We start from the raw sequence: 23,422 nt of genomic DNA, 5'->3' as shown, positions 1-23,422 counted from the left end.
GCGCGCCGCGGACGTCCGTGCCGGCGTGATACGCCGAGGGGCGGCACCTCCGCGCGCACCCCATGAGCACCTGCGCCGTCTCCATGCCCGAAGCCCGCTCCGCACGTAGCCCGCAAAGGCGCGCCGTCGCGAGCGCACCGATGCGCGTGTCGTTCGCCGGAGGCGGCACCGACCTGCCGCCCTTCATCGAGGGCCTTCCCGGGCGTGTCGTGGGCAGCGCGATCGGCCTGCGCGTGCGTGCGCTCGTGGAGCCGTTCGATCGAGGCTGGGTGCGGCTCGAGGTGCCCGTGGCGGACGAGACGACCACGCGGCGAAGCCACGAGCCGCCGTCGAGCGAGCTCGCGTTCCGACTGCTCGAAGCCGCGCTCGCGCACACGGGCGTGACGGACGGCGTAAAACTCCGGATCGACACCGACGTCGCGCCGGGCGCAGGGCTCGGGGGGAGCGCGTCGACGGCAGTGGCCACGCTGTCGGCATTGCGGTGGAGCGTGGGTGAGGTGACGGCCGAGGAGGAGCTCGCACGCGAGGCGACGACGATGGAGCGCGAAGGGCTGTCGATCGTGTGCGGCGCGCAGGACGCGATCTTCGCCGCGTGCGGCGGTCTGCTCGACCTCGCATTCGGCGAGGCGGGGTGCACGCGGATCGAGCGGATCACGCCGGAACAAGCGCTCGCGGCGGAGCTCGAAGCAGGGCTTTTGCTGGTCGACACGCACGTGCGACGCGTGTCGGGCGCGGTGCTCGAGCAGGTCGACGCGGCGGCGGCGCTCGCGAACGTGGCGGAGCTCGCGGAGTCCGCGACGGAGGTGGCCGCGGCGCTGCGCGAGGGATCCCTCGCGCGTGCGCTCGCGGGGATGCGAAGGACCGCGATGGCCAAGGTGCGGCGCGCGCCGGAGGCGAGCGCGCTCGCGACGGAGCTTGGTGACAAGCTCGCGGGGCTCGGCGTGGAGGTGATCCGCGCGTGTGGCGCGGGCGGAGGCGGGCACGTGCTCGTGTGGGCGCCCGAGGCGCGTCACGCGGAGATTTTGCGCGCGCTCGGCCCTGCCACCGTGCGAAGGCCTGCGCTCTCCGCGCCTGGCGTGCGGATCGAGCCTGCCTAGGGGATCAGCACGACGCGGCCGAAGACGGCGCGCGCTTCGAGCAGTGAGTGCGCTTCGGCGGCGTAGCGGAGCGGGAGCTTGCGATCGATCACGACGCGCAGCGCGCCCGAGGCCGCGAGGCCGAGCACGTGTTCGAGGTCCTGCCGCGTGCAGGAGGCCGACCCAGCGATCGTATGACTCCAAAGGATCAAAGCGCCAAGCTTGATCGAGACTTTGGCCTGATCGATGTTGCCGACGACGACCATGCGTCCGCCGCGGCGGAGCGACTTCAACGCGGAGCTGAAGGTGGCGCTGCCGGTCAGCTCGAGCGCGACATCGACGGGGCCGCCGAGGCGCGCTTTGACGTCGTCTTCGAACTTGCCGTCGGGGCTCACGACGACCTCGTGCGCGCCGAGATCGGCGAGGGCGGCGGCCTTCGAGGGGCTGCCGGTCACGGCGACGACGCGGGCGCCGAGGTGCCGCGCAACCTGGATCGCCGCGGTGCCGACGCCGCCGCTCGCGCCCGTGATGACCACGGTCTCGCCCGCGGCGAGCCGCGCGCGGGCAGCAAGCGCCTGGTAGGCGACACCCGCGGTGCACATGAGCGTCGAGGCGTCCTCGAACGGGACGGACGCGGGGACCTTTACGAGGGCGCGGTGGTGCGCGACGACGAGCTCGGCGTAACCGCCGTCGACGGTGTGGCCGAAGCTCTGATAGGCGCGCTCGCAGAGAAGCTCCTCGCCGCCCACGCAACGCGGGCATTCGCCGCAGCTCGGCCGATGCAGGTTGGCCACACGATCGCCCGGGGCAACCCCGGCGCGCGCAGCCTCCTCACCCACGGATTCGACCTCGCCGGCGAACTCGTGGCCGAGGATCGTGGGCAGCTTCATCAGCGGGAAGCCACCACGCCGATCGATGAGATCACGGCCGCAGACAGCCGAGGCGCGGACGCGGACGAGGACCTCGTCGGCCGCGGGGACGGGGTCGGGCGTGTTCGGCGACGGGACGAGTTTGTCCGGTCCGCCGGTCTCACGAAGGACGACGGCGCGCATTTCAGGTCGAGGTCCGCAGCTTGCGACGGCGCTCGGACCGCGCGAGCGCGAGGTCGATGAGGCGCGCGACGAGCTCACGCGGCGGGATGCCGCTCGCCTCCCAGAGCTTCGGATACATCGAGATCGAGGTGAAGCCGGGCAGCGTGTTGATTTCGTTCACGTAGACCTCGCCGCTCTTCGACATGAAGAGGTCGATCCGCGCGAGGCCGGAGGCTTCGAGGACGCGGAAGGTACGCAGCGCGAGGAGCTGTACGGCGCGCGTCTCGGCATCGGTGAGGTCGGCCGGAACGCGCGTGGTGGCGCCGCGCTCGTCGATGTACTTGGCGGCGTACGAGTAAAACCCGTCCGGGTGATCGACCACGATCTCGCCCGGGATGCTCACGATGGGCTCCTCGTCGCCGAGGACCGCACACTCGATCTCGCGCGCGCCCTCGACGCCCTGCTCGACGACGATCTTGGTGTCGTACTCGAACGCGAGGCTGATCGCGTCGGCGAGCGCCTCGTACGTTTTCACCTTCGTCACGCCGACCGACGAGCCGAGGTTCGCGGGTTTGACGAAGAGCGGGAGCACGAGCCTCTCGCAACGCGCGAGAACCTCGCTCGGATCACGCTCCCACGCGAGGCGACGCACGGTCTCGTAGGGGACGAGGGGCAGCTCATCCTGCGCGAGAAGGCGCTTCATCACGTCCTTGTCCATGCCCACGGCCGAGCCGAGCACGCCCGAGCCGACGTACGGCACGCCCGCGAGCTCGAGCAGGCCCTGTACCGAGCCGTCCTCGCCCATGGGCCCGTGCAGCACGGGGAAGACCACGTCGATCGCCTGCGAGGATCCGCCGATCGTGAGCGCCGCCTCGCCGGCCGGGCTCGGATGCGCGAGGAGCGCGACGTCCGGCGCAGACTGATTGAGGCGCGCGAGTCGCGGATCACGCGACGCGCCGAGGAGGAGCGCCTCCTCCTGCAAGAGCCACCGGCCCGCCTTGTCGATGCCGATGAGGACGGGCTCGAAGCGATCCCGATCGAGGGCCTCGACGACGTTGCGGGCCGAAAGGAGGGAGATCTCGTGCTCGGCAGAGCGACCGCCGAAGAGCACGGCGACACGGAGCTTGCGCGGGGCGCTCATGAAGGCCGCACCCTAGCAGGGTGCTCGGGCCCGGTGAAACATCCGGCCGAGGAGCCCCGATCCACGCAGGATCGAGCGCTCGTCCCGCCGCCCTCGCTCGGCTACTCCTTGGACTCGTCGGCGACGGTGAACGCCTTGCGGATCGCGTCGACCGCGACGCGCTTCAAGACGTGCCCATCCGCGAGCTCGACGTCCACCGTGGCCACGCGACCCTTCTGCAGACCGACGCGCGTGACGTGGATACGCGCGCCTTTGCTGAGCGCGGCGTCGCGCAGGGTCACGTCTTCGGTAGCGACGAGATACATCCCTACGCCGATCTCGCGTGGCTCGCCGGCCTCAGGCGCCTCTTTCGTATCCGGCGTGTCTGCGTGGGCGACGCTCGACGTGGCCACGAGGCCCGCCGAAGCGGCGACCAGGGTCAGGAGCGAAGACAAAAGCCGCGCACGCATGAACACCATCCTACAAGATCCCCTCGATCGAAGCTCTACTTTTCACCGGGCGGCCGCGGCCTTCACGATTCCTTGGGACGCCAACCATCGAGCGCCTTCTCCACGAAGAGCAGGCGGTCCTGACCCCAGAACAAGAGGTCGTCGACGAGGAAGCTCGGCGCGCCGCAGACCCCGATCCGCTCGGCCTGTTCGGTAACGTCCTTGAGGCGCTGCTTCATCCGCTCGTCCACCGTCGCAGCCACGAGCGCGGCGCCATCGAGCCCCACGGAGGTCGCGATGTCGGCGAGGACCTCGTCCGCGGAGATGTCGCGATCCTCTACCCAGTAAGCGCGGTACACGGCGGCGACGAGCGCGGAGACACGATCCTCCGGCGCTGCGAGCACCATCCGCAGCGGCTTGACCGTGTTCATGGGGAAGCGCGAGGCGAAGCGGAACGGAACGCCCCAGTGATCCGCCCAGCGATGAAGGTCCGCCCGCACGAGCCTTTGCTTGGGTTCGGGCATGGCGAAGAGCGGGACGTTGGGAGTGCCGATCGCCTTGAAGAGAGCGCCGAGCAGGAAGGGCCGATACACGAGCGAGGCTCCCTTCCGCGCCGCGAGGTCCTCGATTTGCGTGGAGGCGAGATAGGCGAAGGGGCTCGAGAAATCGAAGAAGAACTCGACGCGCTTCATGGAGGTTCGGAACACGAGATTCGACCGAGGTTCCCCCGGAGCTCAACCGAAAATTCTTCCGTCCGCGATCGGGGCCCAAAGCCCGGCGAGGGGGCCGTGTCGGAAGGAGCGAACGGAGGAACGACGATGCGAAAGACGACGATGATCCTGCTTGCGACCCTCGGCACGACCCTCTTCACGAGCGCGGCGTACGCAGAGCCCAAGAAGGAGAAGAACGACAACTACGGCTACACGTTCGAGGACGACGACCTTCTCGGAGGTGACCTCGGCGTCCAGACCGGCATGATCAAGGTCCGGCAGAAGGGGACGCGCGACAGGCTGATCCGCCCGCGCGTGCAGTTCGTGAACGAGCTGCTCAAGTCGGTCGAGGCGCTCTGAGCCGCGGCGCCTTCGCGGCGCTCTCCCCTCTCCCCCATCCCCCCAACATCCCCTCGCATCGTCACGAGAAGCGCCTCCGCGCGGGCCCATCTACGCCCGCCCGCGCGGAGGCTCGTCCCTCACGTCGCCACGGACGGCGGCGCAGACTCGCGCGACGTCGTGCGCGGGGACAAACTGGCCACCGTCGCAGCAAGCTCGGCCGCATCCACAGGCTTCGGGACGTGCATCTGAAAGCCCGCCGCGAGCACACGCACGCGGTCCTCGGCGCTCGCGTATGCAGTGAGCGCAACGGCGGGCAAGGCGCCCCAGCGCGCAGGCTTCAGCGCACGAATCTGCCGGATGAGCGCGTAGCCGTCCTCGCCGGGCATGCCGATGTCGGAGACGAGGACGTCGGGGCGGAACTCGTCGAGCGCGGACAAGGCCGCAGCCGCCGAGGACACGCACCGCACGACGGCGCCGCACTGCTGGAGCATCGCGGCCAGCATCTCGCGGCTGTCCTGTTCGTCGTCGACGAGCAAGAGACGCAGGCCTTTGAGCGAAGGCAGCTCTTCGAGGCCTGCCGGCTGCGGCGTGAAGCGGTCGAGGCTCGCGAGCAAATCCGGGTTCGGGCTGAGCGGCAGGAGCACCGAGAAGATCGCGCCCTTGCCCTCGCCCGCGCTGTCGGCGCGCACCACGCCGCCGTGCAGCTCGACGAGGTGCCGCACGATCGCGAGCCCGAGTCCGAGACCGCCGTGCTTGCGCGTCGTGGTGCTGTCGCCCTGGCGGAACCGATCGAAGACGTACGGGAGGAACTCCGGCCTTATCCCTTCGCCCGTGTCGCGGACCGTGATGCGCGCGTGCTGGCCCGATCGGCCGAGCGTGAGCTCGACGCGGCCGCCGTGCGGGGTGAACTTGATCGCGTTCGTCAGGAGGTTCCAGACGATCTGCTGCACGCGGCTCGGATCCCCTTCGACGAGGCAAGCGCCGCGCTCCAGGTTGTTTTCCAGGCAAACCGACTTCGCCGTGGCCGCCGGACGAACCGCCTCGATGGCCGCGTTGATCGGGCCGACGAGGTCGAGCGTGCGTAGCTCGAGGCGCAGCTTGCCCATGACGATGCGCGAGGCGTCGAGTAGGTCCTCGACGAGCCGCGCCTGCAGCATGGCGTTGCGCTCGATCGTCGCGAGGGCGCGCTCCTGCGAGGTGCCGTTGAGCGACGCGGTGCGAAGCATGCGCGTCCAGCCGAGGACCGCGTTGAGCGGCGTGCGAAGCTCGTGCGAGACGGTGCCGAGGAACTCGTCCCGCATGCGCGTGGCCTCCTGCGCGTTCTGGTAGAGGCGCGCGTTCTCCAGGGCCATCGCGGCGCGATGCGCGAGCTCCTCGGCGAACGGAAGATCCTTCGTCGTGTACCGATCACCGACGCGGAAGAGCGAGAGCGTGGCAGAAGCCGTGTCGCCCACGGTCAAGGGGATCACGATGGCCGAGCGCGCCCGGAGCTTCGCAAGTCGCGCGGCCTGATCGGGCGAACCCACGATGCGTTCGAGCGAGGAGACGCCAAGGTCAGTGAAGATCTCCGAGGTGCGGGTGCGGAGCGCGCGCGTGACGGGGCCATCGCTCCAGCCGTCGGGCGCGCTGCCGCCGCGGAGATCCTGGACGTCGCGCTCGAGATCCGGATCCTCGTGCGCCACGGCGACGGTGACGATGGTGCCGTCCTCGGAGGCGATGTCGAGCATCGCGTACGTCGCCATCGTGGGCACGACGAGGCGGACGATCTTTTCGAGCGTGGCCTCGTAGTCGAGCGAGGCGGAGAGCAGCGCGCTCGCCTCGGCGAGGAACGAGGAGCGCCGGGCCGCGTCCTCGGCCTCGGCGCGCGCGATCTGCTCGCGGATGAGGCGCGTCCTCTCCTCCTCGGCGCGCTTGCGCTCGCTGATGTCGCGACAAACGCCGACGAGGAAACGCGCGCGGCCCTCCTTGTCGAAGACGGGCTTGGCCGTGGTCTCGATTGGGACCGTCGTACCATCCTTTCGAACACAAACGAGCTCGCCGAGGAACGCGCCCTGATCGCGGATGCCACGCAGGATGCGCGGGCCGATGCGCTCGACCGTGTCGGGGTGCGCGAGGATCGTGACCGGGCGGCCGACGGCCTCGGTCTCGGTGAAGCCGAAGATCTGCGTGGCCTTGCCCATCCAGCGCAGGATCGTGCCGTGGAGGTCGGTCACGAGGATCGCCTCGGGCATCTGCTTCAAGATCTCGTGCGAGAGGTGGACCGCCTCCTCGGCAGCGCCGGCGGAGAGCGAGGCGCGATCGAGGGCGTCGGCGCAATGCTGGGCGAGCGAGAGGACGAGCCAGCGCTCGTTGTCGTCGAAGGCGCGCGGCTCCTGGAACGAGAGCGCGAGGCTGCCGACGACCTGGCCGTCGACGAAGAGCGGCACCGCAGCCCACGCGTGGCTGCCCTGCACGAGATCGCCGAGCGGAAGGCCTGGATAACGTGCCGCGAGATCGGCGCGCGAGCGGAGCCAGATCGGCTGCTTGATGCGCACGGCCTCGGCGACGGGCGCCTCGGTGGCCATGGAGATGCGCGGGGTGTGCGCAGGGATCACCTCGGGAAAACCCGCGGCATGGACGATCTCGAGCTCGGCGCCGCAAGGCGAGAGGCGTGCGATCACGCACGCGCGAGCCCCGAGCACACGCGCGCCGTCCTCGACCACACGCCGCGCGACCTCGTTCGGCGAGACCGCACGCGAGAGCGCCGCCGTGACCTCGGAGAGGCGCTTCATCTGCACGAGCCCACGCTCGGCCGCCTCGAAAGCGCGCTCGCGTGATGCGCGCGCGAGCGCCGTGTCGATGGCCGAAGCGCCAAGGCGAACGAGCATCTCGATCAGCGCGCGCTCCTCGCGCGGCATCACCTCGCGGAACGGCCCCACGCCGACCGACAGGACGCCGTGCGTGCGGTTCGCGACGCGCAAGGGGTAGATCATCTCGCTGAGCACACGCGTCTCGCGCGACCGCGCAGGCGTCGCCTTGCCGTCGGGTGCGATCCGCGTGATGCGCATGGATCCGCGACGCGTCTGCGGCTCGCCGCTTTCGAGGGCTGCACGCGCGGCGCGTTCGTGGGCCTCGGCGTCGCCGTCCGGGCTACACACGTCCCAGAGCCGCTGCTCGTCACGCATGTCCACGTGCGCGACGGCGACGCGGCGAAGCTCGCCGCGCTCCAGGAGGTCGAGCGTGCAGTAATCCGCGAGGTCCGGCACCGCGAGCCATACGACCCGCGTGAGCACCTCTTCGAGTGTCGACACGCGCAAGAGCTCGTCGGCCGCTCGCTCCACGAACGCGGCGCGGCGCCGCGTCCGAGCGTCGTTGATGTGCGTCACGCCGGTCTGCGCCTGCTCGCGGACGCGCTCCGTCTTCGATGCATCCCCCGCCATCATGCCCCGATCACTCAGCCTAGCGATCGGTGAGCACGCTCGCCAGCGAGCGGGTCCCTTGCTCTCTTGTCAGGAAGAGCCTTCTCCGTCTGCGTCGAGCGCCCGGCGCGCCGCGTAGACGAGCGACTGGACCTCTGCACGTGCACGCTCACGAAGCTCGCCGACGTCGCCCCCAACGTCGACGATCGGCTCACCAACGACGATCGCCGCGCGTGTCCGCGGTGCACCGCTCACGCGAACCATGTGATCGGCGAAGCTCTCGGAGCCGAACGACGCAGCCGCGCCTTCGTACGCGAGGCCAACCGGGACGATCTCCGCGTCCGTGCGTTGTGCGGCAAGGAAGGCGCCGGGCTTGAAAGGTCGCACCTCGTCGCCCTCGTACGTCGTGCCCTCGGGGTAAACGAGCACGCCGCGGCCTCGCTCGATGGAGGCGGTCATGGCGTTGATCGCGGCCGCTCCGCTCTGCTTGTTCGTGCGATCCACGAAGAGCGTGCCCACGCGCCGCGCGGCGACGCCGATGACGGGCCAGCCCGAGAGGTCGGCGCGGCTCAGGATCGTGGCCTCGATGTGGGCAAGGCAGATCGGGATGTCCAGGCCGGAGCGGTGGTTCATGACGAACACGCGCCCGCGCCCGCTGGCGCCGCGGCCCGGGTAGATGTCGCCGCGCTCCACGTGAGGACCGCGGGCGATCATTTTGACCCCATACAATTTGAGGAGCGCCTCGCCGTAGCGACGGATCCACGCGTGGAGCACGGCTTCGCGCTCGGACGCGGGCGAGATCGCCGTGTCGAGCTCGAGCATGCCGTACATGCTGAACGTGAGGCCCACGAACGCGGCCGTGCGCCCGACGAATCGCCCCTTCTCCACGATGGACTGTCCGCTCATGCCTCGCTCCCTTCGCCGAGGAGACGCACGAGCACCGCGTTCACCGTGGCCGGGTCCGCGCTGCCCTTCGTCTGCTTCATGATCTGTCCGACGAAAAACCCGAGGAGCGCCGTCTTGCCGGCGCGGTACGAGGCGACCTGCTTCGGGTTCGCCTCCATCACGCCGCGCGCGATGGCCTCGATCGCCGACACATCGCCGAGCACCGCCATGCCACGCTCGCGCACGACGTCGGAAGGCGCGCGGTCCGTGCCCGCGACGGCCGCGTAAAGCTCCTTCGCCTGCTTGCCGCTGATCGTGCCCGCGTCGACGAGCCGCAGGATCTCGGCCACCTGCGCGGGCGTCACGGGCAAGCTCGCCGAGAGCCCCGTCGTCGTGACGTCGCGCAGGACCTCGCTCTGCACGAAGTTCGCGAGCTTCACCGCGTCGGGATAAAGCGCGCGCGCTTCGTCGAAGAACCGCGCGATCGCGGGATGCGCGCCGAGCACGCCGGTCGCATACGCGGTGAGGCCGAGCTCGAGGGCCCATCGCGCGCGTTTCGCGACGGGCAGCTCCGGCAACGCGCTGCGGATCGACTCGATCTGCGCCTCTTCGAGCACGAGCGGAGGCAGATCCGGCTCGGGGAAGTAGCGGTAGTCGGACTCGCTCTCCTTGTCGCGCAGGAGGTAACTCTCGCGCTTTTCCGCGCTGTAGCCGCGCGTCTGCTGACGGACGCGCTCGCCGCGCTCGACGAGGTTCACCTGCCGGCGGATCTCCACGTCGATCGCGTCGGCGACGAACTTGAACGAGTTGATGTTCTTGAGCTCGACGCGCGTGCCGAGCCGCGTCTCGCCCACCTTGCGAATCGAGACGTTCGCATCGCAGCGGAAGCTGCCCTGTTCGAGGTTGCCGTCGTTCACGCCGGTGAACATCAGGACCTCGCGCAGCCGCCGCAGATACTCGGCCGCCTCGGCACCGGATCGCAGATCAGGTTCGCTCACGATCTCGATGAGCGGCGTGCCCGCGCGGTTCAGATCGACGACGGACTCGTCGCCGATGCCGTGCAGGTTCTTGCCCGCGTCCTCCTCCATGTGGATCCGGCGGATCCCCACGCGGCGCGGCGTGCCGTCGACCTCGACGTCGAGCACGCCCGAGAGCGCGAGCGGCAGGTCGTACTGGCTGATCTGGTAGCCCTTCGGCAGGTCCGGATAAAAATAGTTCTTCCGGGCAAACACGCTGCGCGTCTGCAAGGAGCAGCCGAGCGCGAGCGAGGCGCGCACCGCGAGGGCCACGGCCTCGGCGTTCAGGACGGGGAGCGCGCCGGGCAAGCCGAGGCAGACGGGGCAGGTGTGCGTGTTCGGCGGGTCGCCGAAGCTCGTGGCGCAGCCGCAGAACGCCTTTGTCCGCGTGAGCAGCTGCGCGTGCACCTCGAGCCCGATCACCGGCTCGTACGCACCGTAGGCGGTCATCGGGCGGATTATGGCAAGCCGAGGCGCGGATGCCCCTGTTTTCCCGCTGAAAGCAAAAACCCCCTCTCCCGCGAGGAAGAGGGGGTTTCTGTCCATCAGCGAATCGGACTCAGTGATCCATCTGCTCGCGCGACAGGCCCGGATGCGTCGGATCGCCCGGCTCGTGGCGCGGGTTCGCCGACTTGCGCGAACCGTCCCGGCCGGTGAACTCCATGAGCAGGTCCTTGCGGTAGATGAACTGCTCGCGCGAGTCGTACGGCGTCGCGTGAATGCCCGTGTCCATGCGAATCGCGTCGCAGGGACAAGCCTCGACGCAGAACCCGCAGAAGATGCAGCGCAGCTCGTCGATGACGAACGTCTTCGGGAAACGCTCGTAGCCGCGCCGATTGTCGCCCTCGGCGTACTCGCCCGCCTCGATGTGGATGCACTGCGCGGGGCAAGCCGTCGAGCAGCACAGGCACGCCACGCAGCGCGGTGAGCCGTCGTCACGGAGCGTGAGGCGATGCAGCCCGCGGAAGCGCTCCGGATAGGGGCGCTTCTCCTCGGGGTAGCAGATCGTCGTGACGCCGTCGTTGAGGGCCTCGAGCACCGGGTCGGGCTTCTGGCCGAGCATCATCTCCTTCGTGTTCTTGAAGAAGTGACGCATGGTGATCGCCATGCCCCGGAAGAGCTCGGGCAGGTAGGACTGGACCTCGGCCGTGCGGCGCGGCCGCGGGATGGGCTTGCCCTGAATGGGCGCGCCGGCCGGCTTGGTCCACGGGTTCGAGGGAGTGCGCTTCGCCATCGTTCGATCCTCTCAGGCCTGCTGAGGCTCCGGCTTGACCCCGCCCACCGCGGCCGCGAAGCGCGCCGCAGACGAGGCGAGGAACTTCTTGCGCTCGACCGGCTCGAGCAACCCGACCACGACCGCCACGAAGCCGGCGAGTGTGGCGACCGCGACGACGCCCTGCGTGATGTCCCCGAGGAGCTTGACCCACGCGTCCGCCTCCGGACCCGCGTTGCGAAGCGCCAGCACGACCACGCCCGTCACCATCATGTTCGCGATGGCGAGCGGCAGGAGCTTGGTCCAGCCGAGCTTCATGAGCTGGTCGTAACGGAAGCGCGGGAGCGTCCAGCGGAAGAAGATCTGCACCCACGTGACGAAGACCGTCTTGCCGAAGAACGCGAGCGCCGAGATGAGGCTCACCGCGAGGTGCGTCATCTTGTACTGGAACAGCACCGTGTTGCCGAACGCGACGGTGATGCCGTCCGGGTGCAGGAACGGCAGCGAGTAGCCGCCGAAGAAGAGCGCGACGAGCAGCGCGCTCGAGAAGACGAGCTCGATGTACTCGCCCGTCATGAACATGCCCCACTTGAACCCCGAGTACTCGAGGAAGTAGCCGGCGACGATCTCGCTCTCGCCTTCGGGCTGATCGAAGGGCACGCGCTTCGTCTCCGCACAGAGCGCCGTCAGGAACAGGATGAACCCGAGCGGCTGCACGAAGACGCCCCACGCGTTCTGGCCCTGCCACACGGCCATGTCGCTGAGCCGGACGCTGCCGTAGACGAGGAAGAGGCCGACGAGCGAGAGGCCCATCGCGACCTCGTACGAAACCATCTGGCTCGACGCGCGCAGGCCGCCGAGGAGCGCGAACTTGTTGTCGCTCGCCCAGCCCGCGATGGCCGCGCCGATGATGCCCGTGCCCGCGATGCCGAAGATGTAGAGGATGCCGACGTTGAGGTCGATGATCTGCAGCTTCACGCGGAAGCCGTTGCAAGCGCCGCTCGCGGGGACCGTGGCCAGGAGGTTCGTGAGGTCCGAGAAGTCGAGCGTGCCGTTCTTGTTGCCGTCGGCGAAGCAGAGGTCGTTGCCGAAGGGGATGACGGCCATCACCGCGAGCGCGGAGAAGACCGCCAGCATCGGCGCGAGGCCGTGGAGGAGACGATCCCCGTTCTTCGGGATGAAGTCCTCCTTCCAGATCATCTTGATCGAGTCGGCGAGCGCGTGGAGAGTGCCCGCGAGGCGCAGCGGGATCTTGCCGTCGGGCACGCGCGAGGTCGCGTAGAGGCCGACGAGCAGGAAGACGCCGCCGAGCACGAAGCCCGAGACCTGCGCCGCGAGCGGCCACGCCGCCTGCGTCACGAGGCGCCCGGCCACGAGACCGATCGCGTGCACGCCGAGGCCCGCGAAGAAGATCGATCGCGGATCCACGTCCTCGAACACCTGCTCGGCGCGGTTGATGGCGCCGCCGCTGCGCACCTTCGCGCAGAGCACGAGCAGGCTGAACCAGGCCACGAGGATCGTGAGCTGCACGTTCACCGTGAACCGCTCGGCCGCCGCGCGCCCCACGACCTGACCGAGCGAGCTGAAGATCGCGAGCACGCCGAAGAGCGCGGGCGGCAGGAGCACGATGGCCCGCGCCGCCATGTTCGGCAGGTACACGACCGCGCGGTTCGGACCGACGCGGTCCTGCACCATCGCGCCCTGCCGGCGGTCCGCCCACGTGCTGAGCGCCGCCATGTTCAAGAAGAACAGGGCGAGGATGAGGATCTTGACGACTGCCAGGACGATCTCGACGGCACTCATGCGCTCACCTCGGGCTTCGCGGCCCGATCCGCGTCACGGCTCGGGGCCGGCGTCTCGGGCGTCATGGCCCGACGCACGTCCGCGAGCGTCTTGTAGGTCATCGCGTAGCCGAGCTCTTTGCCGAGCTTCGCCACGAGCTCCCAGCCGGGTCGCGCGTCGCCGCGCGGCTTGAGCGCGCGCTCGCTCTTCTGCGCGAGACCCTGACGGTTGACGTACGTGCCGTCCTGCTCGGCCCACGCGGTCGCGGCGAGCGCGACGTGCGCGGCACGCGCGAGCGGCCCGTCGTGCGCGGCGATCGTCACCACGCCCTTGAGCTTCGACAGCGCGCTCTCGGCGTCCTTCGCGTCGACCTCGATCTCGGCGCCGAGCGCGATCACGAACGAGTACTTGCCCGCCTTGATCGCGTCGAAGAGCGACGCGATCGGCTTCGGCGCCGGCGCGCCCGCGAGCTGCATGACGCCGAGCGTGTTCGGGTTTTTGTCCTCGCTCATGAGGATCTTGTCGCCGCGGCCGAGCGGACGACCCGACACGTAGAGGTCCTTCGCGCCGATGAACGTGCGTGCGAGCGTGAGGAGCGCGTAGTTGTCCTCGTTCGAGTGCTGCGCGCTGAGCACCACGGCGACCCGACCCGGATCGTCCTTGAGGCCCGCGAGCTGATCCTTCGCCGCCGCGAGCGCCTCTTCGAGGCTCGCGTCCTCGCCGCCGACGAGCGCCGTGCCGAGGCGAGCCTCGACCGCGCGCCTGTACGAGAGCATGCCCTCGTCGCACATCCAGTACTTGTTGACCTCTTCGTTGTCGCGCGGGCGATGCCGATGCGGAACGTTCGTCCGCGGATCGTAATCGAGGTACGCGTTGCAGCCCGTCGCGCAGCCCTGGCAGACCGTGCGCGCGCTGCGGAGGAACCACACGCGCGCCTTGAAGCGGAAGTCCTTGGAGGTCAAAGCGCCGACGGGGCAGACGTGCTCCGTCATGAGCGTGTAGTCGTGGTCGAGCTCGCGGCCCGGCGAGACGACGATCTCGTTGAGATTGCCGCGCTCGCGCACGCTGAGGACCGGATCCTTCGCGACCTCGGCCGTGAAGCGGACGCAACGCGTGCACACGATGCAGCGCTCGGCGTCGTAGACGATGGTCGGCCCGAAATCGACGGCCTTCGGCTTGTGCACGACCTCCTGCTGCATGCGCTTGCCCGTGCCTTGATGCTCGAGCCAGTAGTCCTGCAGCCGGCACTCGCCCGCCTGATCGCAGATCGGGCAGTCGACCGGGTGGTTCAGGAGCAGGAGCTCCTGCACCGCGCCGCGCGCCTCCTCGACGTGATCGCTGCCCTCGGAGAGGACCTCCATGCCGGGCGCGCAGGCCTGCTGGCAGGCGGGAACGAGCTTCGGCTTGCGGGCGGGGACGTAGTCCTTCTTCTGCGGATCCCAGCGCAGGATGTCGAGCTGCATCGCGGGACGGCCGGGAGGCGGCGCGACCTCGACGAGGCACATGCGGCAGTTCGCCGCGACGGAGAGGCCCGGGTGCCAGCAGTAGTGCGGGATGTCGATGCCGGCGCGGTGCGCCGCTTTGATGATGGTGTCCCCTTGCTCGAAGGGGATCTCGCGCCCGTCGATCTTGATCGTAGCCATCTCAGTGATCGCACTCCCCGCCGATCATGTTGAGGGAACCGAACGTCGGGACGACGTCCGGGATCATCAGGCCCGTGATGAGCTGCTCGAGGCCCTGCGTGGTGGCGAAGCAGGGGGGCCGGATCCGCACGCGGTAGGGCGTGCCGCTGCCATCGGAGACCAGGTAGAAGCCGAGCTCGCCGTTGCCCGCCTCCGTGTACGAGTAACACTCGCCCGCCGGGACCTTGATGCCCTCCATCACGATCTTGAAGTGCTGGATGGTGGCCTCGATGGTCGTGTAGACGTCCTGCTTCGGCGGCAAGACGATGCGCGGATCGTCGATGTTGATCGGACCCTCGTCCGGCATCTGATCGAGCGCCTGCTCGATGATCCGCGCCGTCTGCCGGATCTCCTCCTGGCGGCACATGAACCGGTCGTAGTTGTCGCCCGTCGTGCCCACAGGCACGTCGAACTCCATCCGGTCGTAGACCATGTACGGATGCGCGCGGCGCACGTCGTACGGCACGCCCGAGGCGCGCAAGACGACGCCCGTCCACCCGAGCGCGAGCGCGTCCTCCTTCGACATCACGCCAACGCCTTCGAGGCGGTCGAGGAAGATGCGGTTCTTCAGGAGGAGCTTCTCGCCCTCGCTGATGAGCTGCAGCACGCGCGGAACGCCCGCGCGGACCATGTCCTTGAAGTACTTCGTCGGCGGGTTCGCCATGCCGCCCACGCGGCCGAAGCTGTGCGTGACGCGCGCGCCCGTCTCCTCCTCGAAGATGTCCCAGATGATCTCGCGGGCGCGGGCGAAGTAGAGGAACGGCGTGAACGCGCCGAGCTCCATGCACATCGCGCCCGAGCAGATCATGTGGTCGCAGATGCGCGCGAGCTCGCCGAGCGCCACGCGGTAGTACTGGCAGCGCTCGGGCACCGTCACGCCGAGCATCTTCTCCACCGCGAGCGCGAAGCCCACGTTGTTCAGCATCGGCGAGACGTAGTTGCAGCGATCGACGTACGGGAAGATCTGCGTCCAGGTGCCCCGCTCGCACATCTTCTCGAAGCCGCGATGCAGGTAGCCGATCTGCACGTCGGCCTTCTGGATCATCTCACCCGAGAGCTCGAGCACGATGCGCACCGTCCCGTGCATGGCCGGGTGGGACGGGCCCATGTTGAGCATCATCGGCTCGCTGGGCAGCTCGAGGAGACCCTCCTCGAGGTCACGATCCAAGGGTTCCATGGGTCAGTTCGTCTCCTCGCCCCGCGGGTAGTCGTGGGTCTGACGCCCGAACGGCATGCCCTCGTCGATGCCGAAGGGGGGTAGTTTGTCGGGGACGTTGCGCAGCTCGACGAGCGGCTGGATCTTGTCCGCCGGATAGTCCTTGCGAAGCGGGTACCCGACGAACTCGGGGTACATCAGGATCCGCCGCAGATCGGGGTGGCCCTTGAAGGTCACGCCGAACATGTCGAAGCACTCGCGCTCGAACCAGTTCGCGCCTTTCCACACGGGCACGACCGAGTCGATCTCCACGCCGTTCGCGTCGTCGTCGCCGATGCGCGCCTTCAGCCGGATGCGGTGGCCCCTCTCCAGCGAGCGCAGGTGCAGCACGACCTCGAAGCGCGGCGTCTGCCGGCCGAGGTAATCGACGGCGGTGAGGTCGACGAACATGTTCATCGCGCACTGCGAGTCGTCCCGGAGAAAGCGCGCGATCTCGCGCCACTTCTCGGGGTTCACCACGGCGGTGTCGTCGCCGAACTGCGAGTGGGTCTCGTAGATGTCGCCGCCGAACTTGCTCTTCAGGATTTCGAGGACGCGCTTGCTCATGTTGCGGTGCTCTTCTTGCCGAGCCTCACGAGGTTGCCCGCTTGCACGGTGGGGTCGCGGCGCGGCTTCACGATCGCCGGCGTGCGGTCACCACGCGCGATCTTGTCCTGCAGCAGGAGGAGCCCATCGATCACGGCCTCGGGGCGCGGGGGGCAGCCAGGGACGTAGACGTCGACGGGGATGACTTTGTCGATGCCCGCGAGCGTCGTGTAGTTGTCGTAGAAGCCGCCGCACGACGCGCACGTGCCGAAGGCGAAGACGTACTTCGGGTCCGCCATCTGCTCGTAGATGCGCTTGAGCGCGGGCGCCTGGCGCTGGCTGATCGTGCCCACGACCCAGAGCAGGTCCGACTGGCGCGGCGAGAAGCGCGGCGCCTCGGCGCCGAAGCGCGCCATGTCGAACCGCGGGCTCGCCATGGCCATGAACTCCATGGCGCAGCACGCCGTGATGAACGGGTACTGGAACAGCGAGTACTTCCTCGCCCAGTTGAGGAGGTCGTTGAAGCGCGTCGTGGCGAACCCGGTCTCCGATCCCTCGAGGACCTGAATCGTCGTGCCAGCGCCGCCTGAGGTCACTTCTCCCATTCGAGGGCTCCTTTTTTCCAGACGTAGAGCAGCGCCACCACGAGCATGAGGATGAACGACCCCATGGTCGCGAGGCCGATCCAGCCGAGGTTCTTGAACTCCACCGTCCACGGGTAGATGAGCACCGCTTCGATGTCGAAGACGACGAAGAGGATCGCCGTGAGGTAGAACTTGACGCTCGGCTTGACGAAGCGACCGCCCGTCGTTTCGCTCCCGCACTCGTACGGGATCATCTTCTCGGGCGTCGGGTTCTTCGGCCCGAGCACGGTGCTGATCGTGAACAGCGCGCCCGCGAGGACCGCTGCCACGATGAAGAGCAGGAACAGGGGGACGTAGGTGGACATCGTTTGCTCCGGGTGCTCCGGGTGCTCCGGGGTACGCGGTGTACTCCGGTTCTAGTGCCGACCGAGAAGGTGGGTCCTCGCTCGCGATCGCTCGCGATCACGAGCGGACGCTGGCAGGCTCCGAGATGCATCGAAATCCGTGCGATCTCGGCACAATCGCCGCGGCTATGTAGCTTTGGGGTTCTGGGGTGTCAATTGCGCGGCCAGGGGGTATGGGGCCACCTGCGCGCCCGTCAACTCCTGGAGCTCAGCACGAGCCCACGGAACGCCGTCAGCGCCGTGCCGAGCCGGGCCTCGATCTCGCGGATCTCCTCGATGAGCTCGGCGTCGGGCACGCCCGCCGCGCGAGCCTCCCGCACACACGCGAACGCGGCCACGTAGCGCTGCCGCTTCACGTACGCCTTCGCCAGGAGCGGCCAGATGAGCTTGGGCGGCGCGCCGAGGCTCGCCGCGCGCCGGAGCCCACCGATGGCCTCCCCTGCACGCCCGTTCTCGAGCTGCGCTTCCCCGAGCCGACGGAAGATGTCCGCCGCCGCCGCCCCATCCTGCGCGTACTGCACCGCGAGGCGCATGACCTCCTCGCCCTGGTGCTCTTCGCCGAGCTTGACGCACGCCGTGCCGAGCAAGCCGAGCCCCTTCGCGATGAGCGCGCGCGCATCGGTCGTGAGCATCTGCCCCTCGGGCGTGCGAAGGAAGATCGCGAGCGGCGCCGGCCACGCGCCGAGGAGCTGCACCACGCGCGACCAATCGCCGCGCTGGCTCGCCGCCTCGGCCTCGGCCACGCGCGTCAGATCGATCGCCGAGCGCGAGCCCGCCGAAGCGCGCTCGAGCTCTTCGCGCACGTGCGCGCGGATGCGCGCCCGGAACTCGCCGAGCTCGTAGGTTTGCTCGAGGCCGTCACGCAGGACGAGCAGCCTCGAGGTGCGACCGTCGACGTAGAGCTTGCGCAGGCTGTAGCCGAAGAGCGGCGCGAGCAGCAGGTAGCGCACGCCGATGTGGAGCTGCAGCGCTTCGATGTCCGTGTCGCGCTCGGGGGGCCCTGGCGTCGCGTCCTCGGTGAGGAGCGCGCCGACGAGCCGATGCCGGAAATCGGCGAGCGTGAGCCGCTGGACCTCGCTCTCTTCTTCCTCGTCGCCCGGAGGCGCGATGACGAAGTCGACGAGGGTGTTGTCGGGGTTGCGGCGGTCGACCGTGAGCGCGGTGATGCGCGCTCCCGTGATCATCGAAAAGGCGAAGAACGTCTCGCCGACGATGTCGCAGAGAGCCTGAAAGCTGCCGATCCCATCGCCGATGCGTTCGAACCAGCCGTCGGTGCGGACCGCATCGAGAGAGAAAACTCGTTCCTTCGCCATGAGCGGGAGATTGGGGAGAGTCGCACGAGCCGCGCGGGATGTCACCGCCCGTGGTCGTCGCCGCGAGCAGTCTTGCCCGTCCATCGGGTCGTCGAAAAGCCCCCTTCTGCGAAGAATTTTGTGCTTCGTGCCACAAAATCCGCAAAAACCTGGGGGCAGGCCCACCAATCGACGTCGTGGCCGCGAATTTTGCGCGGTTCGGCGGATCAGGTCGCCGGGCGGGCGCTCGCGGAGGCGCGCACGTGGCGCTTGGGTCGCGCGCCGATGTTCGCCACGTCGAAGCTCACGCTGCCGCCGAGGCTGTCGCTCCCCCCGCCCTTGTTGATGTTCGTGCCGCCCGTGCTGCCGTCGGGCATCTGCAACTGCGAGACGACTTCGACCATCACGATCGCGCCCTGCGCGTACGACTCCGGCAGCGTGAACTGACGGCTCGCGAGCCTGCCGCTCACCGCGCCCGCGACCGCGCTCCAGTCGCCCGCGTTGCCCGCCGACGAACGCACGACACGCACGCTCGCCACGCGACCGCCGGGCGCGATGCGCACTTCGAGCGTCGCGCGTGCGACGTCGGGCGTGCCCGAGCCGCGCACGACATCCGAGACGACGGACGCGATCGTGCCCGCGCCCGGCAGATCCAGGCCGAGCTGTCGATCTTTTTCGCGCATCACGTCGGTGATCACGCGGCCCGCGATCTTGCGATCGACCTCCGGCGGAGGCCCGACCGTGGTGGGCGCGGGCTTTGGCTTGCCGGCCTCGGGGATGACGCCGGGCATCGCCCACACGGGGCCGCCGATCCCGGGGATCCCAGGGCCTCCGGGCACCGGCGGCGGCGGCGCGCCGTACTCGTCGGGCGGGCCCGCCGAAGGCGTGCCCGTCGGCACGGGCTCGACCTGCTGCGGCTCGGTGTTGTTGTTCGGTTGCGCGGTCGTCGGATCCACGATGCGCGGGTCGACGGACTCCGTCGTGCGCGGGCGCGTGTCGTTCATCGCGACGGCCGGATCCGGCTCACGCTCGGGACGGGGTTCGTCCGGGCGCATCGGCTCGATCGGGACGTTCTCGATGTCGATCTCCATGCGCCGCGCCATGCCGGTCGAGATCGCGAGGAGCGGCCCTTGAGGCCGCGGCGCGACTCGAGCGACGACCGGGATGAAAAAATGAAACCCGGTGGCGACGAGGACGAACGGGAGAAAGCGCACCTACGAGGACCTTGGTCCGCGCGCGTCGGCGCTGCAAGGGAGGAATTTGGAGGCGCGCGGGGATCCGCGCTCCCGTCGCGGGGTCAGGGACCGTCGTGGGTCCGAGGCGCCGGCAGGGAGGATCGCAATTTGCCTCGGATCTCGGCCTTCAACCTTCGAGGCGCGTGACGGCGCGCTCGACGAGGGCGGGGACCATCTCGCGGCGCCACTCGGTGTCGTCATCGACGTTCGGGAGAGGCTTGCACTCGGCGTAGGCGCCCTCGGCGAGCTCGCGGGCGGCGACGTCGAAGGGGGTCCCGGGACGGATCTTCGAGGCGGCTCGGATGCGGCGCGGGCGAGCGCCGAGCGCCGAGACGACGACGTCCGCGCCGTCGACGCGCGTGGTCTCCACGCCGGACACGTCGAGCCTCACGGCGATCGAGAGCAGCGGAAAGTCGATCGCGTTCCTGCGCCGCAGCTTTTCGAAGCTCGAACGGCGGCCGGGGTTTCGCGTGATGGAGACACGCACGACGAGCTCGCCGGGTTCGAGCACGGTGTTCTTCACGCCGTCGGCCACGTAAAAATCGTGAGCCTTTACGACACGCGCGCCGCGCGGGCCGAGGAGATGGAGGTCGGCTTCGAGCGCGATGAGCGCGGGTGCCGTGTCGTTCGAGGCGGCGGCGACGCAGCGTGATCCGCCGCGCACGACGTGGCAGACCGTGCCGTCCTTCTTGAGGCAAAAGCCCAGCGATTTGCGCCAGAAGTAGGTCTGGTTGTAGTAGCGGCAGCGCGTGTCGAGGCAGATGTTGCCGCCGAGCGTGCCCATGGCGCGGTGATGCGGTCCGCCCACCTGGCCCGCGGCCTCGGCGAGCGCGGGCGCGATGCGACGCACGAGGATCGAGCTCTCGATCTCGGCGAGGCGCGCGCCGGCGCCGAGGACGAGCTTGTCGTCGTCGCCCTCGCGCACGAGCGAGATGCCGCGCAGCTCCTCGATGCCCCCGATGGAGACGACGTGCTCCGGCTCCACGAGCCCCTGCTTCATGTTGGGCAGCACGTCGGTGCCGCCGGCGATGACGACGGCCTTGTCGCCGAGGCGCGCGAGCAGATCGAGCGCCGCCGAGAGGGTGCGCGGCTTGTGATGATCGAAGACGGGCAGCGGCAACATGAAGACCTCACTCCGCAGCAGCAGTCGCCGCAGCTTGCTCGTCGGCCTGCTTCTTCCGCAGGGCCGCGAGCACGCGCGCGGGCGAGAACGGGAGCCTGTCGATGCGTACGCCGACGGCGTCGAAGATGGCGTTCGCGATGGCCGGGATCGACGGGTGCAGCGGGCCCTCGCCCGACTCCTTGGCGCCGAGCGGGCCCTCTTGATCCTCGGACTCGACGATGAGCGCGTGGAGGTCCGGGACGTCGAGGCTCGTCGGGATGCGGTAGTCGAGCAGGTTCGGCCCCTTGTGCAGCCCGTCGGGACCGATCACGTGCTCTTCGAGCAGCGCCTCGGCCGCGCCCATATATGCCGATCCTTCCATCTGCCCCTCCACGATCACGGGACAGAGCGCCTTGCCGCAGTCGTGCGCGACCCAGATCTTCTCGACGCGAACGAACCCCGAGCGCGGGTCGACCGAGACCTCGGCGACGTGCGCGGTGAACGAGTACGCGGGCGAGGCGCCGATGGTGCCGCCGCGGTAGTCGCCGCCGAGCTTCGGCGTGTTGTAGTGACCGACGGCGCCGAGCGTGCCGAACTTCGCCTCGGCGAGCTGGATGGCCTCGGTGACGGGGACGCCGCGCGCCGGATCGTGCACGACCACGAGCGCGCCGCGCGTGACGAGCACGTTCCGCGGATCGACGTCGAGCTTCTCGGCGACGGCGGCGACGAGCTTGCTCTTGATCTCGCGCGCGGCCATGAGGCACGCGTTGCCGTTCATGAACGTGCCGCGCGAGGAGTAAGCGCCGAGGTCGACGGGCGTGAGGTCCGTGTCGCCGGAGATGACACGCACCGACCCGAGATCCAGGCCGAGCTCGTCGGCGACGAGCACCGCGAGCATCAGGTCGCAGCCCTGACCGATTTCGCTTTGACCTGAAAAGACCGTCACGACGCCCGAGCGATCGACCTTGAGCTGCACGGCGCTCTGGGGCATCGCGTTCGGGTAGATCGCGTAGTTCGTCCCGCTGATGTACGCGCTCGTGGCCACGCCGAGCCCGCGCCCCTTGGGCAGCTTGCCGAAGCGATCCTTCCAGCCGCTCGCCTTCTCGACCGCGTCGAGGCACTGCTCGATGCCGTTCGAGGTGACGCGCAGGCCGTTCAGCGTGGTCGTGTTCGGCGGGACGAGGTTTTTCCTTCGCAGCTCGATCGGATCGATCCCGAGCGCGCGGGAGATCTTGTCGAGCGAGACCTCGAACGCGAAACGCGGCTGCACGCTGCCGTGGCCGCGCTTCGGGCCGCACGGAGGCTTGTTCGTGAAGAGGCGCGTCGAGCGGAAGCGGTAGGTGTCGGCGAACGCGGGCAGCGTGAGGAGCTGGCCCGAGTAGTACGTCGTGACGAGACCAAACGACGAGTAGGCGCCGCCGTCGATGAAGGTGCGCGCGTCGACGCCCGTGAGCTTGCCGTCGCGGCTCGCGCCGACCTTCATGTGGATCTGCATCGGGTGCCGCCCGCGATGCGCGTAAAACTCTTCTTCGCGCGTGTAGAGGAACTTGACGGGGCGGCCCGTGATCATCGCGAGCTTGGCCGCGCAGAACTCGAGCGAAAAAGGCTCGCTCTTGCCGCCGAACGCGCCGCCGACGGGCGGCTGGATGACGCGGATGCGCGTGGGCGGGACGCGCAAGACGCGCGAGAGCTCGCGGTGCAGGTAGTGCGGCACCTGCGTCGTCGACCAGACCGTGAGCAGGCCGTTCTTGTCGAGGTTCCCGATGGCGCAGTGGGTCTCGATCGGAACGTGCGCGCTGCCCTCGTAGTAGTAGTCGCCCGTGATGACGACGTCGCTCCCGGCGAGCGCGGCGTCGACGTCCCCGAACGCGAGGTCGACCTCCTTCGAGACGTTGTCCTTGCCGCCCTTGCCGAGCCCCACCTCGGGCTTGTCGATCGCCGTCTGCAGATCGGTCGCGGCCGGCAGCACCTCGTACTCGACGTCCACGAGCTCCGCGGCCTCGTGCGCGATGCGCTCGTCGGTCGCGGCGACCGCGGCGACGGCATCACCGACGAAACGCGCGCAATCGAGGGCGAGCGGGTACTCGTCCGGTGTCCACGGGATGATGCCGAAGCGCTCGGGCATGTCCTTGCCCGTGATGACGGCGATGACACCCGGCTTCGCGAGCGCGCGTGTCGCGTCGATGCGCACGATGCGCGCGTGTGGATGAGGGCTGCGGACGATCCGACCCCACAGCATGCGCGGCAGGTGGATGTCGTCGGTGTAGCGGACCTGCCCGGTCACGCGCGGCGCGAGCAGCGTGCGCGTGCGGCTGCCGACGAGGCCTCGGAGCTCACTCGGCTTTCGCGTGTCCGTCATG

20 protein-coding genes are annotated in these 23,422 nt (G+C 69.1%); 2 read left to right on the top strand and 18 right to left on the bottom strand.

Features of this window, described 5'->3' with window-relative positions; translation table 11 throughout:
• The first annotated feature begins 140 nt into the window (after nt 1–140).
• Nucleotides 141–1,097, top strand: a complete 957-nt coding sequence (locus KEG57_RS06550; RefSeq protein ID WP_272458278.1) for a GHMP family kinase ATP-binding protein — start codon at nt 141–143, stop codon at nt 1,095–1,097.
• Here KEG57_RS06550 and KEG57_RS06545 read toward each other — a convergent pair.
• The 4 genes from KEG57_RS06545 to KEG57_RS06530 all read right to left on the bottom strand — a co-directional run bounded on the left by KEG57_RS06545 (nt 1,094) and on the right by KEG57_RS06530 (nt 4,368).
• Nucleotides 1,094–2,128 carry a zinc-binding dehydrogenase gene (locus KEG57_RS06545; protein WP_272417172.1) on the bottom strand — a complete coding sequence of 345 codons (1,035 nt, stop codon included), beginning with the start codon at nt 2,126–2,128 and terminating at the stop codon, nt 1,094–1,096. The genes KEG57_RS06550 and KEG57_RS06545 overlap by 4 nt on opposite strands.
• A gap of 1 nt (nt 2,129) precedes the next feature.
• Entirely contained in the window at nt 2,130–3,248 is a 1,119-nt protein-coding gene (locus KEG57_RS06540) for a D-alanine--D-alanine ligase family protein (RefSeq protein WP_272417171.1), read from the bottom strand.
• A 101-nt stretch (nt 3,249–3,349) separates the two neighbouring features.
• Complete coding sequence (locus KEG57_RS06535; RefSeq protein ID WP_272417170.1) at nt 3,350–3,697, bottom strand: hypothetical protein; 348 nt, start codon at nt 3,695–3,697, stop codon at nt 3,350–3,352.
• A 62-nt stretch (nt 3,698–3,759) separates the two neighbouring features.
• A complete protein-coding gene (locus KEG57_RS06530; protein ID WP_272417169.1) occupies nt 3,760–4,368 on the bottom strand; it encodes a 2-hydroxychromene-2-carboxylate isomerase in 609 nt (202 codons plus the stop codon).
• Nucleotides 4,369–4,494: 126 nt separating this feature from the next.
• Here KEG57_RS06530 and KEG57_RS06525 point away from each other — a divergent pair, with 126 nt between their 5' ends.
• On the top strand, nt 4,495–4,746 hold the full coding sequence (locus KEG57_RS06525; RefSeq protein ID WP_272417168.1) for a hypothetical protein: 252 nt from the start codon (nt 4,495–4,497) through the stop codon (nt 4,744–4,746).
• A gap of 119 nt (nt 4,747–4,865) precedes the next feature.
• Here the strand turns inward: KEG57_RS06525 and KEG57_RS06520 are convergent, their stop codons facing one another.
• The 14 genes from KEG57_RS06520 to KEG57_RS06455 all read right to left on the bottom strand — a co-directional run bounded on the left by KEG57_RS06520 (nt 4,866) and on the right by KEG57_RS06455 (nt 23,421).
• Nucleotides 4,866–8,150 carry a hybrid sensor histidine kinase/response regulator gene (locus KEG57_RS06520; RefSeq protein ID WP_272417167.1) on the bottom strand — a complete coding sequence of 1,095 codons (3,285 nt, stop codon included), beginning with the start codon at nt 8,148–8,150 and terminating at the stop codon, nt 4,866–4,868.
• Nucleotides 8,151–8,216: 66 nt separating this feature from the next.
• A complete protein-coding gene (locus KEG57_RS06515; RefSeq protein ID WP_272417166.1) occupies nt 8,217–9,032 on the bottom strand; it encodes a lysophospholipid acyltransferase family protein in 816 nt (271 codons plus the stop codon).
• The gene (gene gatB / locus KEG57_RS06510) at nt 9,029–10,477 is read right to left on the bottom strand and encodes an Asp-tRNA(Asn)/Glu-tRNA(Gln) amidotransferase subunit GatB (protein WP_272417165.1); all 1,449 of its coding nucleotides are present in this window, start codon (nt 10,475–10,477) and stop codon (nt 9,029–9,031) included. The genes KEG57_RS06515 and gatB overlap by 4 nt, the downstream gene beginning before the upstream one ends.
• 109 nt (nt 10,478–10,586) lie before the next feature.
• Nucleotides 10,587–11,261, bottom strand: coding sequence for a NuoI/complex I 23 kDa subunit family protein (locus KEG57_RS06505; RefSeq protein ID WP_272417164.1), 675 nt, complete (start codon nt 11,259–11,261; stop codon nt 10,587–10,589).
• A 12-nt stretch (nt 11,262–11,273) separates the two neighbouring features.
• Nucleotides 11,274–13,043, bottom strand: coding sequence for a complex I subunit 1/NuoH family protein (locus tag KEG57_RS06500; protein WP_272417163.1), 1,770 nt, complete (start codon nt 13,041–13,043; stop codon nt 11,274–11,276).
• Nucleotides 13,040–14,665, bottom strand: a complete 1,626-nt coding sequence (locus KEG57_RS06495) for an NADH-quinone oxidoreductase subunit G (protein WP_272417162.1) — start codon at nt 14,663–14,665, stop codon at nt 13,040–13,042. Before KEG57_RS06495 ends, KEG57_RS06500 begins: the two co-directional genes overlap by 4 nt.
• Nucleotide 14,666: 1 nt before the next feature.
• Entirely contained in the window at nt 14,667–15,881 is a 1,215-nt protein-coding gene (locus KEG57_RS06490) for an NADH-quinone oxidoreductase subunit D (protein WP_272417161.1), read from the bottom strand.
• Between the two features lie 3 nt (nt 15,882–15,884).
• On the bottom strand, nt 15,885–16,466 hold the full coding sequence (locus tag KEG57_RS06485) for an NADH-quinone oxidoreductase subunit C (RefSeq protein WP_272417160.1): 582 nt from the start codon (nt 16,464–16,466) through the stop codon (nt 15,885–15,887).
• Nucleotides 16,463–17,050 (bottom strand): NADH-quinone oxidoreductase subunit B, encoded by a 588-nt coding sequence (locus KEG57_RS06480; protein ID WP_272417159.1) that lies wholly within the window; start codon nt 17,048–17,050, stop codon nt 16,463–16,465. Before KEG57_RS06480 ends, KEG57_RS06485 begins: the two co-directional genes overlap by 4 nt.
• Complete coding sequence (locus KEG57_RS06475; RefSeq protein ID WP_272417158.1) at nt 17,038–17,394, bottom strand: NADH-quinone oxidoreductase subunit A; 357 nt, start codon at nt 17,392–17,394, stop codon at nt 17,038–17,040. The genes KEG57_RS06480 and KEG57_RS06475 overlap by 13 nt, the downstream gene beginning before the upstream one ends.
• 233 nt (nt 17,395–17,627) lie before the next feature.
• Nucleotides 17,628–18,746 carry a hypothetical protein gene (locus KEG57_RS06470; RefSeq protein WP_272458277.1) on the bottom strand — a complete coding sequence of 373 codons (1,119 nt, stop codon included), beginning with the start codon at nt 18,744–18,746 and terminating at the stop codon, nt 17,628–17,630.
• A gap of 206 nt (nt 18,747–18,952) precedes the next feature.
• Nucleotides 18,953–19,939, bottom strand: a complete 987-nt coding sequence (locus tag KEG57_RS06465; protein ID WP_272458276.1) for a hypothetical protein — start codon at nt 19,937–19,939, stop codon at nt 18,953–18,955.
• A 148-nt stretch (nt 19,940–20,087) separates the two neighbouring features.
• Entirely contained in the window at nt 20,088–21,083 is a 996-nt protein-coding gene (locus KEG57_RS06460; RefSeq protein ID WP_272458275.1) for an FAD binding domain-containing protein, read from the bottom strand.
• Between the two features lie 7 nt (nt 21,084–21,090).
• Nucleotides 21,091–23,421, bottom strand: coding sequence for a xanthine dehydrogenase family protein molybdopterin-binding subunit (locus KEG57_RS06455; RefSeq protein WP_272417154.1), 2,331 nt, complete (start codon nt 23,419–23,421; stop codon nt 21,091–21,093).
• Nucleotide 23,422 lies beyond the last annotated feature (1 nt).

The organism is Polyangium jinanense (genome assembly GCF_028435365.1).
This window is presented reverse-complemented; position numbering and strand designations above follow the sequence as displayed.

Excerpts from the sequence above, each read along its gene's own strand:
- KEG57_RS06550 (WP_272458278.1), top strand. The coding sequence starts at position 141 with ATGCGCGTGTCGTTCGCCGGAGGCGGCACCGACCTGCCGCCCTTCATC.
- KEG57_RS06545 (WP_272417172.1), bottom strand. The coding sequence starts at position 2,128 with ATGCGCGCCGTCGTCCTTCGTGAGACCGGCGGACCGGACAAACTCGTC.
- KEG57_RS06540 (WP_272417171.1), bottom strand. The coding sequence starts at position 3,248 with ATGAGCGCCCCGCGCAAGCTCCGTGTCGCCGTGCTCTTCGGCGGTCGC.
- KEG57_RS06535 (WP_272417170.1), bottom strand. The coding sequence starts at position 3,697 with ATGCGTGCGCGGCTTTTGTCTTCGCTCCTGACCCTGGTCGCCGCTTCG.
- KEG57_RS06530 (WP_272417169.1), bottom strand. The coding sequence starts at position 4,368 with ATGAAGCGCGTCGAGTTCTTCTTCGATTTCTCGAGCCCCTTCGCCTAT.
- KEG57_RS06525 (WP_272417168.1), top strand. The coding sequence starts at position 4,495 with ATGCGAAAGACGACGATGATCCTGCTTGCGACCCTCGGCACGACCCTC.
- KEG57_RS06520 (WP_272417167.1), bottom strand. The coding sequence starts at position 8,150 with ATGATGGCGGGGGATGCATCGAAGACGGAGCGCGTCCGCGAGCAGGCG.
- KEG57_RS06515 (WP_272417166.1), bottom strand. The coding sequence starts at position 9,032 with ATGAGCGGACAGTCCATCGTGGAGAAGGGGCGATTCGTCGGGCGCACG.
- gatB (WP_272417165.1), bottom strand. The coding sequence starts at position 10,477 with ATGACCGCCTACGGTGCGTACGAGCCGGTGATCGGGCTCGAGGTGCAC.
- KEG57_RS06505 (WP_272417164.1), bottom strand. The coding sequence starts at position 11,261 with ATGGCGAAGCGCACTCCCTCGAACCCGTGGACCAAGCCGGCCGGCGCG.
- KEG57_RS06500 (WP_272417163.1), bottom strand. The coding sequence starts at position 13,043 with ATGAGTGCCGTCGAGATCGTCCTGGCAGTCGTCAAGATCCTCATCCTC.
- KEG57_RS06495 (WP_272417162.1), bottom strand. The coding sequence starts at position 14,665 with ATGGCTACGATCAAGATCGACGGGCGCGAGATCCCCTTCGAGCAAGGG.
- KEG57_RS06490 (WP_272417161.1), bottom strand. The coding sequence starts at position 15,881 with ATGGAACCCTTGGATCGTGACCTCGAGGAGGGTCTCCTCGAGCTGCCC.
- KEG57_RS06485 (WP_272417160.1), bottom strand. The coding sequence starts at position 16,466 with ATGAGCAAGCGCGTCCTCGAAATCCTGAAGAGCAAGTTCGGCGGCGAC.
- KEG57_RS06480 (WP_272417159.1), bottom strand. The coding sequence starts at position 17,050 with ATGGGAGAAGTGACCTCAGGCGGCGCTGGCACGACGATTCAGGTCCTC.
- KEG57_RS06475 (WP_272417158.1), bottom strand. The coding sequence starts at position 17,394 with ATGTCCACCTACGTCCCCCTGTTCCTGCTCTTCATCGTGGCAGCGGTC.
- KEG57_RS06470 (WP_272458277.1), bottom strand. The coding sequence starts at position 18,746 with ATGGCGAAGGAACGAGTTTTCTCTCTCGATGCGGTCCGCACCGACGGC.
- KEG57_RS06460 (WP_272458275.1), bottom strand. The coding sequence starts at position 21,083 with ATGTTGCCGCTGCCCGTCTTCGATCATCACAAGCCGCGCACCCTCTCG.
- KEG57_RS06455 (WP_272417154.1), bottom strand. The coding sequence starts at position 23,421 with ATGACGGACACGCGAAAGCCGAGTGAGCTCCGAGGCCTCGTCGGCAGC.